Genomic DNA, 14,407 nt, shown 5'->3' with positions numbered 1-14,407 from the left:
TTTAGACTCGCGGAAAAAGGCGCATCGACCCCTCGGAGAATGCGGGGCGCCCCGAACGGGGCGCCCCGCATGGACGTCAGGAGGTCTCGCCGGCCACGCTGAACGACCGCAGCCGGTTGACGGCCAGCAGCGTGCCACCCACCAGGAACACGCCCGACATGATCAGGGCGGCGGGCAGCCCCACGGTGCTGCCCAGGATGGGCGAGTCGGAGAACCGGTCCGCCACCGTGGCGACGTACTGGCTGATGGACAGGATGCGGGTGCCCTCCAGCGCGTTGCTGAGGATGCCCTCCCAGAGCAGCACGTAGAGCAGCCCCAGCAGCACCGGCCGGCGGGTGAGAATGCTCATGGCCACGAACAGCCCGCCGTACGCGGCCGAGCCCACCAGCGCGCCCACGGCCAGGCCCACGCCGACCGACGTCGTACCCGTGATGAGGCCGGCCACGGCGAACGCCGGGGCGACCGTCACGGCCGTGACCACGATGGCCACGAGCAGCTTCGACAGGATGATCTCGGCACGCGGCAAGGGCTTGGCCAGGATGTGGGTGATCGTGCCGTCATCGATCTCGGCGCCGAGCACGCCCGTGCCGATGATGAGCGCGATGAGCGGCAGCGTGACGCTGAGGCCCAGGCCGACGAGGACCGGCTCGCCCCAGGTCTCCGGGTCGGCGCCCAGCGCGCGGCAGAGCACCGCCAGGCCGATGACGAGCAGCGGCAACGGCAGCAGCAACAGGAACCGCCGCCGCCCGAACAGCCCTCGCAGCGTAATCGATGCAATTGTCCAGTTCATGAGGCCACCAGATAAGAAAAGACGCTCTCAAGGGATTCGTCGGCGGGCAGGACGCGGGTCACCCGTACGCCGGACGAGGTCGCGATCTTCGGCAGCGACCGGGTGAACGCGCCGTAGTCGCCCGCCCGCACCGTGAGCCCGGTCTTCTCCAGCTCCACGCCGGCGACCGACGCGTCGCCCATGAGGGCCACGGCGAGCTTCCTGTCGTCGCTGGAGTGGATGGTGAACACGTGCGGCCGGTTGGTCATCAGCCGGCGGATCGTCCGGAAGTCGCCCGACGCGGCGAGCCGGCCCGCGACGATGACCTGCACGGTCCCGGAGACCTGCTCGACCTCCTCCAGGATGTGCGAGCTGAACAGGATCGTGCGTCCGTCGCGGCCCAGCTTGTCGAGCATGTCCATCATGTGCAGCCGCTGGCGCGGGTCCATGCCGTTGAACGGTTCGTCTAGCAGGAGTACGGCCGGGTCGTGCACGAGCGCGGCCGCGACCCGGGTGCGCTGGCGCATGCCCTTCGAGTACGTCTCGATGCGCCGGTCCTGCGCGTCGGTCATCTCGACCAGGGAGATCGCCCGGGCCGCCGCGGCCTTCGGGTCGGCCAGCTTGTGCAGCCGTGCGCTGGCCTCCACGAACTGGCGCGCGGTGAGGAACCCGTGCGCCGCCTCCCGCTCGCTGACGAGCCCGAGGTCGCGGTAGACGGCCGGGTTGCGCCACGTCGGCGCGCCGCCGACCTGCACGGTGCCCCGGGACGGCGCCAGGAAGCCCGCCATCATGTGCAGCAGCGTGGTCTTGCCGGCGCCGTTCGGACCCAGCAGGCCGGTCACGCCCGGGCCCAGGGTCATCGTGACGTCATTGACGGCCACCACGTTGCCGTACCAGCACGAGACGTTGGTCAACTCGACGTCGGTCACCGGGCCACCTTCCGATACCGCAGCAGGAGCAGGAGTACGCACACGAGAATCGCGATCAGCGTGCTGAGCGCGTAGATCGCGCCGTAGTTCCCGCCGAGGCCCTCCAGGTCGTCGCCGGTGAGCCACGCGTTCGTGATCAGGACGAGGGTGACCGGGTTGATGAGGCCGGCGAGTTGCTTGACCGGGCCGCTGCCGACCTCCTGGATGACGGCGTAGATGGGCGTGGTCACCAGGAACGCCACCACGATGAGCGCGGCGGTGACCGCGCGGCGGCCGGCCAGCGACGCGATGAGGATCGAGATGGCCCCGAAGAGCAGCGCGAACAGCGCCGAGGCGAGCAGGCCCTGCCCGTACTCGATGGTCTCGTCCCAGACGGCGCTGACGCCACTCACGGAGAAGACGCCGCCGATGAACATCAGCGTCTGCGGCACGGCCAGCAGCAGCCAGGTGGCCGTGGCCATCCCGGCCAGCTTGCCGAACGCGTAGTCACTGCGGCGGATCGGCCGGGAGAAGTACAGCGGCAGGACGCCGCTGCGCAGGTCGCGCGACACCAGCTCCGGGGCGGTGGCCGCACAGAACAGGATGAGCAGGAAGCTCAGCTGCCCGGCGAACTCCGAGTAACTGAGGACGGCCTCGCCGCCCTGCGCGCGGATGGCCGTCACGATCGCGGCGACGAGCAGCAGGATGCCCTCGGCGAGCCACGGGAAGATCTTCGCCTTCGGGCCCCGGCCCAGACCGAGGGCCGTACGCAGGCTGTGGATGTACAGGGAGCGCGTCGCGTACGAGCGGCCCAGGCGGGCGCCGGTGTAGCGCTGGTAGCCGATGTCATGGATGACGCCGGATGGCTGCTTCTCAACCGACATGGGCGGGCTCCCCGGCGGTGTCGCGGAACAGGTCGGAAACGTGGTGGCGACGCTGGTCGAGCCGGTGCAGCGGCAGGTCCAGCTCGGCGATCGCGGCGAGCACCACGTCGTAGGTCTCGTCGCCGGCCAGCGGGACCAGGAGGTCGCGCCCGTCGGCCCGCACGTCGAGGCCCCGCGCGGACAGTCGCGCGGCGAGCGCGTCGCCGCCCTCGGTGACCTCGATGGCGAGCACGTCGCTCGCCTTCGTCATGGCGGAGATGTTGGCGGCGCGCAGCAGCTTGCCGCCGTCGATGGCCACGAGGGTGTCGCAGATGCGCTCCACCTCGCCGAGCAGGTGCGAGCAGACCACGAGCGAGATGCCGAACTCGCTGCCGATGCGGTCGATGAGGTTGAGCATCGCGTCACGCCCGGCCGGGTCGAGCCCGTTCGTGGGCTCGTCGAGCAGCAGCAGGTCGGGGTCGTGCACCAGGGCCTGGGCGAGCTTGACCCGCTGCTTCATGCCGGTGGAGTAGCCGCCGATCGCGCGGTAGCGCTCCTCGTAGAGGCCGACGTGGCGCAGGGTCTCCGAGGCGCGCTCGCGGGCCGCCGCGCGGGGCAGGCCGGACATGCGCGCCATGTGGGTCACGAACTCGGCGGCGGCCAGGTCGGGGGGCAGGCAGTCGTGCTCGGGCATGTAACCCACCCGGGCGCGCACCTGTTCGGGCTCGGCGGTCGGGTCCATGCCGAGCACGCTGACCCGCCCACTGGTGGGCGGCAGCAGGCCGAGAAGGATCTTGATGAGGGTCGACTTTCCGGCGCCGTTCGCGCCGACCAGCCCGATCACGCCGGGCGGGACGTCCACGGTGAGGTCACTCAGGGCGGTGACCCCGTTCGGGTACCGCTTGGTGAGCGCCTCGGTCGCGATGAGTGTCACCGGCATACCGTAGTTGCCCGGTGCCATCGCGGGGACCCGGTGCATCCCCGGTATTCCCCTGCTCACAACCCGTAGGGGACGAGCCTGTCCGTACGTCGCCCATCCGGTAGCCGAACGGGGAACAACCGCCCGTTCCGTCCGTCAGCCGACTGAACGCCCGACTGCGCGTCGTTAGCATGCCCCGCGCACCTAACTCCGCCCGGTGACGCGGGGCGGACCGCGAGAAGGAAGGAACGGCACGAAATGAGCCGACTCAGTGTGCCGCCCCGGCAGGCGTCCGGACGGCGGGCGGGCGCCGCGGCGCTGGCTTTCGTACTCGCGACGATCACGGCCCTCGGTGTGCCGGCGCCGGCCCGCGCGGCCGACGGCGAGGCGACCGAGCAGGACGTCTACGAGACCCTTGAGATCGGTGACGTGCCGATCCACTTCGAGGTCCTCATCGACACGTCGACCACGATGTTCAAGGGCGGCCGGTTCAGCAGCTCCCGCAGGTCGCTGCTCGCGCTGATCGGCGCCCTCGGCCCCAACGACACGATCAACATCACGACGTTCGCGGACTCGCCCGGCGACTGCTACTCCGGCACGCTGATCGACCCGCAGGACATGGTGTCCTGCCTGCCCGCCGCGGACGAGGGCGAGTCGTCCAACCTGGCCCGCCCGCTGCTGACGGCGTTCGGCGACATGCGCGAGGAGAAGGCGCCCGTGTCGGCGCTCATCGTCATGAGCGACATCGACCGCAAGTCCAACGACCTGACCGACCGTACGGACCCGCTGTGGAAGACGCTGAAGCCGGCGTCCAACGTGGAAGGGCTGCGCGTCTTCGGGTCCACCGCCGGGGGAGTGTCGAGCACCCGGGCGCTGCGTTCCGTCTTCGGCAAGGTCGAGGCGATCAACATCACCAAGACCGACCAGGCGAAGAAGTTCTACGACAAGATGCGCTCCGACCTGCAGGTGAGCCGGCTCAGGACCGTGCTCAAACCGGACCTGGCGGCGTCGGTCTCGTTGACCTGGGACCACTCGCTCGACGGGGTCGACCCCGCCGCCGGCAACGCGTCCCAGATGATCACCTTGGAGTCGAAGACGTCGAACCTGCCGCTCGTCCTGACCGGCGTGACCCTGCAACGCGTCGAGGGCGACGAGACCGTCACGGTGGCCAAGCTGCCGGAACGTATCGAACTCGTCCCCAACACGCCGGCCTACTACTACGTGCAGTTCGAGTGGCCCACGAAGCCCTGGTTCCGGCTGTCGTCGGAGAAGATGGCGGTCCACGCCTCCTTCGCGCTGCACGCCGAGGTCAGCTCACCCTGGGACGCGGTCCTGGCGAAGCACCACCTCAAGCGCGCGACGAAGCTGGAGGGCCCGCAGACGATCGCCGTCAACGGGGAGACGACGCTCAACCCGCCGTACTTCCAGATGGTGTTGCTGCTCATCGGGGCGGCGACGCTCGTCCTGCTCCTGGTCGTGGTCGTCCGCAAGCTCAACGACTGGCGCGGCGCGCACCGGCGGGCCTGAACAGGGCCCGCCGGTGCGGCGGTGCTATTTGTCCTGCTTCCAGGAGATCGGGCCCGGCAGGTCGACCCGGTGCGCGCGGGTGCGGGAGTTCCACGACCAACGGCCGATCTTGAAGGTCCACGAGGAGAGACCCTTGTTGGTGAAGTTCAACCGCAGTGGACCCAGCCGCCACACTTTGCGGAAGATGATGCCCATCGCGGGCGCCCCTTTCGTCGAGCACTCGGAGTAAATCCGTAAATACCCGGTGGGCGACGATCGCCAAACCGGTCACCACACACTGTGGACCACCGTGGCAACAAGCGCCAGGTGGTCCACAGTGTAGGTGATCAAGCAGCGAGCAGGTTGCCCTCGGGGACATTGATCGGTGCGGACACGGCCCGCGCCGACTCCTCGTTGAACGACGGCGCCTGCGCCAGCGCGGCGTCGTAGGCCGAAACGACATGGCGGGCGATCGTCGGCCAGCCGTAGCGGGCCGCCACCATCGCCTTGGCCTGCCGCGCGACGCGCTTGGCGAAGCGCTGGTCGCCCAGCAGCGAGCTCACCGCCTCGGCCAGGCCGCCCGGGTCGCTCGCCGGGAATGTCACGCCGGTCACACCGGGCTCCACGATCTCGGCGAGGCCGCCGGTGCGCGCCACCGCCAGCGGCGCGCCGGCCGCCGCGGCCTCCAGCGCCACCATGCCGAACGGCTCGTAGATGCTCGGCACCACCATCGCGTCGGTCGCGGCCAGGACGGCCGGCAGGTCGGCACCGAGGAAGCCGGTGAAGCTCACCGCCCGCTGCAGGCGCAGCTTGTTCGTGGCGGCGATCAGTTCGGCCTTGTGCGGACCGTCACCCGCGATCACCAGGCGCATGCCGGGGTGGCGGGCGCGCAGCTCCGGCAGCGCGCTCACCAGGTGCTGCACGCCCTTCTCGTAGACGAGCCGGCCGGCGAAGCCCAACAGCGGGCCCTCGCCCGCGAACCGGGTGCGCGCCGCGGCGACAGCCCGGGGCGTCGTGCGCCACACCGAGCTGTCGACCCCGTTGGGCACCACGTCCACCCGCGAGACCGGCAGGTCCAGCAGCCGGGTCACCTCCCAGCGCATGTACTCCGAGCAGACCAGCACCCGGCACGCCTCCCGGGCCAGCCACACCTCCACGGAATGGATCGTCCGGTTCATCTCGCCGGGCAGCCAGCCCTGGTGGCGGCCGGCCTCGGTCGCGTGGACGGTCGCGACGAGCGGAATGCCCAGGTGCTCCTTGAGCGTCACGGCCGTGTGGGTGACCAGCCAGTCGTGGGCGTGGATCACGTCGTACTCGCCGGTGGCGGCCGCGTGCAGGGCGGCGCGGGTCAGCGAGTGGTTGAACGCCATCGTCCAGGCGAGCAGCCCTGTCGTGACGAGCGGAAACGTGGGCGGGTCCTCGGCCGCGCGCACGATCCGTACGCCCTCGGCGTACTCCTCGCGCGGAGCGCCCGGGGCGTGGCGGGTCACGACCGTCACCTCGTGGCCGGCGGCCGCGAGCGACGTGGCCAGCGCGTGCACGTGCCGGCCGAGCCCGCCGACGACGACGGGCGGGTACTCCCAGGACAGCATCAGCACGCGACGAGAACGTGGGTTTTCGGGCACGGTCGCTCCCCCTTCTGCTCCCCAGAACCTGCCGGTAGGCGTGCGCCGTCAGGCACCCCTGAGCGGGGGTGCCGTCGACCTACCGGGATGCCCCCCATTCTGTCCGGGGGCTGTTACCTGCGAGAACATGCGGATTTCCGCAGTGTTACTTTGCCTCGGGGATCTGGTGGGAACGCGCCAGCTCGGCGACCGACCATGCCTGGAACGGGCATCCCGTCGCCGTGTGCGGCGCGTCCCCGTCGGCCGTCTCGCTCACCGATCCCACGCCCCAGTCCGGCAGGTGCGCGATCAGACCGTCCAACGCCCCGGCCGGGTCGAGCCCGACCGCGCGGCACGCGTCCACGTACGGTCCGATGAGCCACGGCCACACGGTGCCCTGGTGGTACGCGTGGTCGCGCGCGACCGGCGAACCCCGGTGCGCGCCCCGGTACCCGTTCTCGCCGGTGGCCAGGGTACGCAGGCCGAGCGGGGTGAGCAGGGCGGCGCCGACCGCCCGCACCGGCCCCGGGTCGGTGCCGCGCATCGGCGCGTACGGCAGCCCGTACGCGAGCAGCTGGTTGGGCCGCAGGGCCGGGTCGTCGCCGCGCGGATAGGTCTGCAGGGCGGTGGAGTCGACGACGTCGCGCAGCCAGCCGGCCGGGTCGGGGAAGCGCGCGCGGAACGAGTCCAGCGCCAGCTCGCGCACCTTGCGCAGGTCGTCGGCCGGGCGGCCGAGGCGCTCGCGCAGCCCGGCCAGGGCGGCCAGTCCGTTGATCCACAGGGCGTTGATCTCGACGGCCTTGCCGGGGCGCGGCGTGGCCGCGATGCCGCCCACGACCGCGTCCATCCAGGTCAGCGCCTTGCCCTCCGCGCCCTGGGTGAGCAGCCCGTCGGTCGGGTCGATCCGGATGCCGAAGCGGGTGCCCGCCAGATGCGCGGTGACGATGCCGTCCAGTCCGTCCACGATGGACGCGGCCAGGTCGGTGTCGCCCGTGGCCGCCACGTGCCGGTCCACGGCGTGCAGGAACCACAGCGTCGCGTCGGCCGTGTTGTACTCCGTCGCGCCCGTGTCCGCCGTGTTGGCCAGCATCCCCTCCGACAGCGTCCCGGCGTAGCTCACCAGCAGCTCGCGGCCCAGCTCGGCGCGGCCGGTCGTGAGGAACAGGCCCTCGTACGAGGTCATGGTGTCGCGCGACCAGGCCCCGAACCACGGGTACCCGGCCACGACGTCCGGCCCGGCGTCCGTGGCGATGACGAAGGCGTCGGCGGCCAGGGCCAGGGCGGCGGCCGTCTCGTCGGCCGCGCCCGCAACCACGTCGGCGGCCCGGGACCGGGCCGCCGCGATCACCGTCGCGGCCGGTGGTGGGGCCGTCGCCAGGTCGCCCGCCCACGCCGAGACGGCCAGCGTCCCGCCCGGCTCCAGGTCCGCGCCGAAGCGGCCCAGGCAGCGCAGGTCCTCGTCCGGGTGCAGGCCCCGTTCGGCCTCCTCGCGGGCCCGCACGCCGAGCCACCAGTGGCCGTCCGGCTCGTACCCGGGCCCGGCCACCCGGTAGGCGCCCGCGACGAGCACCCCGTCGCCGGTCGGTTCCAGGGTCAGTTCGTCCCCGGTCGCGTGGCGCTCGCCGTGCGAGTCGCGCCAGGTGCCCAGCGCCTCCACGGTCACGCGTACGGGCGGACCGGCCACCAGCCGGTGGGTGACCGCGACGGACGCCCGCCCGTACTCCATGGCGATCTCCCGTTCGAGCACGAGGTCGCCGATGCGCCAGCGCCACCGCGGCACCCCGCCGCGCAGCTCGAAGCTCTCCAGCAGGGTGTACCCGCGCGGCTCCACGTGGCCCGAGGCCCACTCGTGGGTGCCCAGCCGCACCTGGGCGCCCGACGGGAGCGTCACGATCGCGTCGAGCGCGGCCAGGCCCAACATCCGGCGGGCCGGCGTGGCGCCGGCCACCACGAGCAGGCCGTGGTATCGGCGGGTGCGCAGGCCGGCGACCGTACCCATGGCGTAGCCGCCGCGGCCGTCCGTGACCAGCCACTCCCGGCTGGCGCCGGCGGAGAGCGTGCCGCACACCTGGGTGCCGAAGGACCACCGGGGGATCAATGTCACGTTGCCGATCGTACGGGCACGTCGTGGGGTACCGGTACAGATCATGACGGCGGGTGGTGCGGGCGCCCGTAACACGACTAGCGGACAATCAGGGCGTGACTGGGGACGCAATGGGAGCTGAACGGAACCGGCTGGCGGACGCGGACGCGGGGGTGGACGCCTGGCGCGAATGGGGCCCGTACCTGTCGGAACGAGCCTGGGGGACGGTGCGGGAGGACTACAGCGAGCACGGCACGGCCTGGGATTACTTCCCTCACGACCACGCCCGCTCCCGGGCGTACCGGTGGAACGAGGACGGCCTCGGCGGCATCTGCGACGAGCGGCAGACCTTCGCGTTCGCGTTCGCGTTCTGGAACGGCCAGGACAACATCCTCAAGGAACGGATCTTCGGCCTGGCCGGCCCCGAGGGCAACCACGGCGAGGACGCCAAGGAGTACTGGTGGTACCTGGACTCCACGCCCACCCACTCGTGGATGACCTGGCGCTACCACTATCCGCAGGCCCACTTCCCGTACAGCGAGCTGGCCGAGGTCAACCGGGCCCGCGGCCGGGAGGAGCCCGAGTACGAGCTGGTCGACACGGGCGTCTTCGACGAGGACCGGTACTTCTCGATCAATGTCGACTACGCGAAGGCCTCGCCGACCGACTACTGCATCCTGGTGACGATCACCAACCACGGGCCTGAGGCGGCGCCGCTGCACGTCCTGCCGACCCTGTGGTTCCGCAACACCTGGGCCTGGGGCCTGCCGGGCTGGTCGGACGTGCCGCAGCTGCACGGCTACGACGCCGGGACGCTGGTCGCCAAGCACCGCATCCTGGGCCGGCTCGTGCTGGCCGGCGAGGGTAACCCCGAGGCCCTGTGCTGCGACAACGAGTCCAACGCCGAGCGGCTGTGGGGGCTGGAGAGCCGCTCGAAGTTCCCGAAGGACGGCATCGGGGAGTACCTGATCAACGGCCTGCCGATGGTCAACCCCGAGCGGATCGGCACCAAGGGCGCCCTGCACTACGAGCTGAACCTCCAACCGGGGGAGACCCGCCAGATCCGGCTGCGACTCGCGCTCGTGGCCAGCAGCGCCGACGAGTGGTCGCCCGAGGCCGCCAAGCGCGACCACGCGGCCCTCGACCTCGGCGCCGACTTCGACGCCGTGGTCGCCGCCCGCCGCGCGGAGGCGGATGCGTACTTCGCCGACCTCACCCCGCCCACGGCCAGCGCGGACGAGGCGCTCGTGCTGCGCCAGGCCGTGGCCGGCCTGATGTGGGGCAAGCAGTTCTACCACTACGACGTGGTGCGCTGGCTGTCCGGCGACCCCGCCGGCCAGCCGCTGTCGGAGGCGCGCAAGCACGGCCGCAACGGCCACTGGTGGCACATGTCGAGCTTCGACGTGATCTCCATGCCGGACCCGTGGGAGTACCCGTGGTACGCCGCCTGGGACCTGGCGTTCCAGTGCGTCGCGATCGCCCGGGTCGACCCGTCCTTCGCCAAGGAACAGTTGCTGCTGCTCCTGCGCGAGTGGTACATGCACCCCAACGGGCAGATCCCCGCCTACGAGTGGGCCTTCGACGACGTGAACCCGCCCGTGCACGGGTGGGCTGCGCTCAAGGTGTTCGAGCTCGACGGGGCGCGCGACTACGACTTTCTGGCGCGGGTACTCCACAAGCTCCTGATGAACTTCACCTGGTGGGTCAACCGCAAGGACACCAGCGGCAACAACGTCTTCGAGGGCGGCTTCCTGGGGCTGGACAACGTCGGCCCGTTCGACCGGGGCGCGGTGCTGCCGATCGCGGGGGTGCTGGAGCAGAGCGACGGCACGGCGTGGATGTCGATGTACGCGCTGAATCTGCTGGAGATGACGCTCGTGCTCGCCACGCACGACCGCGCGTACGTCGACCTGGCCACGAAGTTCTTCGAGCACTTCGCCTACATCGCGTCGGCGGCGTTCGAGCAGGGCCTGTGGGACGACGAGGACGGCTTCTTCTACGACGTGATCCGCCAGGCGGACGGCACGCAGGTGCCGCTCAAGGTGCGTTCCGTCGTGGGCCTGCTGCCGCTGGGCGCCAACACCATCCTCAGCTCGATCACCCTGGCGCGGCTGCCCGAGGTGGCCGGGCGGTTGCGCTGGTTTTTGACGAACAAACCCGAGTACGCCGACGTGGTCGGCGCCCGGCGCATCCGCGACGGGCAGCAACTGCGCCTGCTGACGGCCGTCGGCACGGACCATCTGCTGATGATCCTGCGCCGGATGCTCGACGAGGAGGAGTTCCTCTCGCCGTACGGCCTGCGCACGTTGTCGCGCAAACACCTCAAGGAGCCGTACACCGTCGAGCTCGGCGGCACGGAGTTCACCGTGGGCTACGAGCCGGCCGAGTCGGCGACCGGCCTGTTCGGCGGCAACTCCAACTGGCGCGGCCCGATCTGGTTCCCGGTCAACTACCTGATCATCGAGGGCCTACGCCGGTTCGGCCGGTTCTTCGGCGACGACCTGCAGGTGGAGTACCCGACCGGTTCCGGGGTGAAGCGCACGCTGACCGACATCGCGGACGACCTGTCCCGCCGGCAGGTGGCCCTGTTCCTGCGCGGCGAGGACGGCAAGCGGCCGCTGTCCGGCGACGTGGAGCTGTTCCAGAACGACCCGCGCTGGCGCGACCTGCTGCCCTTCCCGGAGTACTTCCACGGCGACACGGGCGCCGGCCTGGGCGCCACGCACCAGACCGGGTGGACCGCCCTCGTGCTCGACTACATCCTCACGCTGCACGGCCGGTAGTTCAGTCCTGGGCCCGGCGGGTCCCCACGAACTGGTCCGGCCGGCGGTGGCGGCCGGTCGCGTGGTGGTGCTGCGGTTCGGCGAAGAAGGTCATGCCGATGACCGCGGCGAGGGTGGCCACGAAGCCCACGCCGGCCAGCCACCCCAGCCCGGGGCGCACCTTGTCGCCCAGGAACACCAGGCCGATGATCGCGGGCGGGATCGCGGACGCGGCGTCCATCGCCGCGACCGCGGCCGTGGTCGAGCCGCGTTGCATGGCCAGGCCGAGCAGCAGCTGCGCGACCAGCGAGTGCGCGACCAGGATGTAGAGCAGCGGGCTGGTGATGAACGCGTCCACCGAGTGGGCGTTGGCGAGCGGCCGCGAGGCGATCGCGGCCGCGCCGAAGGAGAGACCGGCCAGGGCGCCCAGGGCCACCGAGCCGGGCGCGCCGTGCACCTTCGCGGCGAGGAAGCCGAGCCCGGCCACGCCGACGAGCGCCAGCGCCAGCGCGATCTCGCCCGTCAGGCCGATGTCGCGCGACGGGTGCGGCTGCGCCGAGATGACGAGCGCGGCCAGGCCCAGGCAGAGCAGCACGAGCAGCGCGATCTCGGCCGGCGGCAGGCGCCACTTCAGCACGAGCACGCCGAGCACGGCGGTCACGCCGAGGCCGGCCGCGACGCTCGACTGCACCAGGAACAGGGGCAGGTCGCGGCGGGCCACGAAGGCCAGCAGGAAGCCCAGCGTCTGGCACAAAAGGCCCACGAGGTACGTCTTGTGCCGCGCGAGCCGGACCAGCAACGCCGGGTCCAGCGTGTGGTGCGCGGTGGTCCTGGCGGCCGCGATCGACTGCAACAGGTTGGCCACCCCGTACATGCCGATCATGGCAGTGAGGAAGAACCAGCCCGGAGACATCACGCGAGGAGGATATGCGGCCACCTCGGCCCGCGCCGAGACCCATCCGGGCGATGCGCGCGACGGTGGATCATGATCCGAGAATGTCGAGGATATCCGCGTGCAGCGGACCGTTCGTCGCGATGGCGCTGCCGTTGCCCGGCCCCTCCCGGCCGGCCAGGTCCGTGAAGGTTCCCCCCGCCTCGGTCACGATCGGGATCAGCGCCGCCACGTCCCACAACGACAGCTCCGGCTCCACCATGATGTCCAGGGCACCCTCGGCCAGCAGCATGTACCCGTAGAAATCCCCGTACGCCCGGCTGCGCCACGTGCGGCGCATGATGTCGAGCATCCCGTCGAGCTTCTCCGCCTGCTCCCACCCGGTCAGCGACGAGTAGCAGAACGACGCGTCCGCGAGCCGGCTCACTCCGGACACCCTGATCGCCGTCGCGGCCGCCTGGTGGCGTCCCGCGTACGCCCCCAGGCCCTTGGCGGCCCACCAGCGCCGGCCCAGCGCCGGCGCGGAGACCAGGCCGACCACCACCTCCGAGCCCTCCATGAGGGCGATCAGGGTGGCCCAGACCGGCACGCCGCGCACGAAGTTCTTCGTCCCGTCGATCGGGTCGATCACCCACTGCCGTTGGCTCAGCCCCGCCGCCGCGACACTGTGCCCGAACTCCTCGCCGATCATGCCGTCGCGCGGTCGGGTGCGCGACAGCGTCGAACGGATCGCCTTCTCGACGGCCGTGTCAGCGTCCGAGACCGGCGTCAGGTCCGGCTTCGCGGTCACCGTGAGGTCCAGCGCCCGGAACCGGGCCATCGAGATGGAGTCCGCGCTGTCGGCCAGGACGTGGGCCAGCGCAAGATCGTCGGCGAAGCGGGTCACGCACGCGAACCTACACGGCTCCGATCTCCCGGTGGGTCCGGCGCGGCGCTTGGGTAGTCTCTCGCGGGTGGGTCCGAACGTCGTTCTGGGGCTGCTCGCGGAGGAGAACCGCCTGCGCGCGTTCGCAGCCGTCGTGCTCGGTGCCAGTACGCCCAGCGAGGTCGCGCAGCGCGCCAGCCTCAGCGCCCGGGACGCGGTCGCCGCGATCAACCGGTTACTGCAGGGCGGGTTGCTGGCCACCGTCGACGGCAAGCTGGTCGCGCAGGTCGCCGTCCTCAAGGACACCGTCCGGGGGTACGCCGAACAGCACGCCGCGCCGGCCGAACCCCTCGACGCGGACCGTAACCGGGCCGCCGTGCTGCGCGCGTTCATCGCCGACGGCCGGCTCGTGTCCATCCCCGCCGCGCGCGGCAAGCGCCGGGTCATCCTGGAGCACATCGTCTCGGGCTTCGAGCCGGGCGTGAAGTACCCCGAACGCGAGGTCGACGCGGTACTGCGCGCCTGGCACCCGGACTACGCCAGCCTGCGCCGCTACCTGATCGACGAGGACCTCATGGCCCGCTCGGAAGGCGCCTACTGGCGCACCGGCGGCCCGGTCTACCTCCGCTAACCCCGCGCCCGCGCCCCGGCCCGCGCTCCCGGCCCTGCGCGCCCGCGCCCCGGCCCGCGCTCCCGGCCCTGCGCGCCCGCGCCCCGCTTGGCTCGGCCCGCGTTCCTGCCTCACGCCGAGCTTGTCGCCCCGGCCCGCGCTCCCGCCCCGCGCCGGGCTTGTGACCCCGGCCTCCGCCCTTCGCCTGGCCGCCAAAGTGCGCACTTTGGCGGCATCGCGGACCACAGTGACCGCCAAAGTGCGCACTTTGGCGGCATCAACGCCGTCGGATACCACCCATGTATGCACTCTGCCGCGGAGGCCCGCGATGGCGATGGGTTGCTGGAGGTGATCGCAGCACGGCTCCGGCTGGAGCGATGTCCAAAGGGCAGGATTCCATCGCTATGGTGCCATAGCTATGGAATTCGGTCCCACATTCCATAGCTATGGCACCATAGCGCTGTTTCGGTCGGCGATGATCACGTTCTGATGCGTCAGAACGCAACGGACACCCATCGGTCCCATCGGTCCCGCCGAAGTGCGCACTTCGGCGGTCACTGTGGTCCGCGATGCCGCCAAAGTGATGCTCCTATGGTTTGTCAACGGTGAGGGCGTGGTGGATTTCG

Annotated in this window: 12 protein-coding genes; 3 read left to right on the top strand and 9 right to left on the bottom strand. The window is 71.2% G+C overall.

Translation table 11 applies throughout. From position 1 onward, the window contains the following. Positions 1 to 76: 76 nt before the first annotated feature. The 4 genes from ABD191_RS25240 to ABD191_RS25225 are packed head-to-tail and all read right to left on the bottom strand — an operon-like array spanning position 77 to position 3,474. A complete protein-coding gene (locus ABD191_RS25240; protein ID WP_344087124.1) occupies positions 77 to 790 on the bottom strand; it encodes an ABC transporter permease in 714 nt (237 codons plus the stop codon). Beyond that, positions 787 to 1,740, bottom strand: coding sequence for an ABC transporter ATP-binding protein (locus tag ABD191_RS25235; RefSeq protein WP_425560857.1), 954 nt, complete (start codon positions 1,738 to 1,740; stop codon positions 787 to 789). The genes ABD191_RS25240 and ABD191_RS25235 overlap by 4 nt, the downstream gene beginning before the upstream one ends. Continuing rightward, positions 1,695 to 2,561: an ABC transporter permease gene (locus tag ABD191_RS25230; protein ID WP_344087118.1), complete on the bottom strand. Its 867-nt coding sequence runs from the start codon at positions 2,559 to 2,561 to the stop codon at positions 1,695 to 1,697. Before ABD191_RS25230 ends, ABD191_RS25235 begins: the two co-directional genes overlap by 46 nt. Further along, positions 2,551 to 3,474: an ABC transporter ATP-binding protein gene (locus ABD191_RS25225; protein WP_344087115.1), complete on the bottom strand. Its 924-nt coding sequence runs from the start codon at positions 3,472 to 3,474 to the stop codon at positions 2,551 to 2,553. Before ABD191_RS25225 ends, ABD191_RS25230 begins: the two co-directional genes overlap by 11 nt. Positions 3,475 to 3,717: 243 nt before the next feature. Between ABD191_RS25225 and ABD191_RS25220 the strand changes: the two genes are divergently transcribed. Continuing rightward, positions 3,718 to 4,986 carry a vWA domain-containing protein gene (locus ABD191_RS25220; RefSeq protein WP_344087112.1) on the top strand — a complete coding sequence of 423 codons (1,269 nt, stop codon included), beginning with the start codon at positions 3,718 to 3,720 and terminating at the stop codon, positions 4,984 to 4,986. Between the two features lie 24 nt (positions 4,987 to 5,010). Here ABD191_RS25220 and ABD191_RS25215 read toward each other — a convergent pair whose 3' ends face one another. From ABD191_RS25215 to ABD191_RS25205, 3 genes are all read right to left on the bottom strand, one after another. Further along, on the bottom strand, positions 5,011 to 5,181 hold the full coding sequence (locus ABD191_RS25215) for a DUF4236 domain-containing protein (RefSeq protein ID WP_344087110.1): 171 nt from the start codon (positions 5,179 to 5,181) through the stop codon (positions 5,011 to 5,013). 131 nt (positions 5,182 to 5,312) lie between these two features. After that, positions 5,313 to 6,557, bottom strand: a complete 1,245-nt coding sequence (locus ABD191_RS25210) for a glycosyltransferase family 4 protein (protein ID WP_344087219.1) — start codon at positions 6,555 to 6,557, stop codon at positions 5,313 to 5,315. 178 nt (positions 6,558 to 6,735) lie between these two features. After that, positions 6,736 to 8,718, bottom strand: a complete 1,983-nt coding sequence (locus ABD191_RS25205; protein ID WP_425560856.1) for an amylo-alpha-1,6-glucosidase — start codon at positions 8,716 to 8,718, stop codon at positions 6,736 to 6,738. Between the two features lie 65 nt (positions 8,719 to 8,783). On the opposite strand from ABD191_RS25205, the gene ABD191_RS25200 reads away from it, so the two are divergent. Beyond that, positions 8,784 to 11,435, top strand: coding sequence for an MGH1-like glycoside hydrolase domain-containing protein (locus ABD191_RS25200; RefSeq protein ID WP_344087213.1), 2,652 nt, complete (start codon positions 8,784 to 8,786; stop codon positions 11,433 to 11,435). Between the two features lies 1 nt (position 11,436). On the opposite strand, the gene ABD191_RS25195 is transcribed toward ABD191_RS25200, so the two are convergent. Both ABD191_RS25195 and hisN read right to left on the bottom strand, forming a co-directional pair. Further along, positions 11,437 to 12,330, bottom strand: coding sequence for a hypothetical protein (locus ABD191_RS25195; RefSeq protein WP_425560855.1), 894 nt, complete (start codon positions 12,328 to 12,330; stop codon positions 11,437 to 11,439). 67 nt (positions 12,331 to 12,397) lie between these two features. Then, a complete protein-coding gene (gene hisN / locus ABD191_RS25190) occupies positions 12,398 to 13,192 on the bottom strand; it encodes a histidinol-phosphatase (RefSeq protein WP_344087108.1) in 795 nt (264 codons plus the stop codon). A gap of 67 nt (positions 13,193 to 13,259) precedes the next feature. Here hisN and ABD191_RS25185 point away from each other — a divergent pair, with 67 nt between their 5' ends. Then, positions 13,260 to 13,802, top strand: coding sequence for a DUF2087 domain-containing protein (locus ABD191_RS25185; protein ID WP_344087105.1), 543 nt, complete (start codon positions 13,260 to 13,262; stop codon positions 13,800 to 13,802). Positions 13,803 to 14,407 lie beyond the last annotated feature (605 nt).

Origin of the sequence: Luedemannella helvata (assembly GCF_039528415.1) — a bacterium.
Classification (GTDB): Bacteria; Actinomycetota; Actinomycetes; order Mycobacteriales; family Micromonosporaceae; genus Luedemannella; species Luedemannella helvata.
This window is presented reverse-complemented; position numbering and strand designations above follow the sequence as displayed.

What these genes read in the sequence shown, in the direction of transcription:
- ABD191_RS25220 (WP_344087112.1), top strand. Translation starts at nt 3,718, where the DNA reads ATGAGCCGACTCAGTGTGCCGCCCCGGCAGGCGTCCGGACGGCGGGCG.
- ABD191_RS25240 (WP_344087124.1), bottom strand. Translation starts at nt 790, where the DNA reads ATGAACTGGACAATTGCATCGATTACGCTGCGAGGGCTGTTCGGGCGG.
- ABD191_RS25200 (WP_344087213.1), top strand. Translation starts at nt 8,784, where the DNA reads ATGGGAGCTGAACGGAACCGGCTGGCGGACGCGGACGCGGGGGTGGAC.
- ABD191_RS25230 (WP_344087118.1), bottom strand. Translation starts at nt 2,561, where the DNA reads ATGTCGGTTGAGAAGCAGCCATCCGGCGTCATCCATGACATCGGCTAC.
- ABD191_RS25205 (WP_425560856.1), bottom strand. Translation starts at nt 8,718, where the DNA reads ATGATCTGTACCGGTACCCCACGACGTGCCCGTACGATCGGCAACGTG.
- ABD191_RS25210 (WP_344087219.1), bottom strand. Translation starts at nt 6,557, where the DNA reads ATGCTGTCCTGGGAGTACCCGCCCGTCGTCGTCGGCGGGCTCGGCCGG.
- ABD191_RS25215 (WP_344087110.1), bottom strand. Translation starts at nt 5,181, where the DNA reads ATGGGCATCATCTTCCGCAAAGTGTGGCGGCTGGGTCCACTGCGGTTG.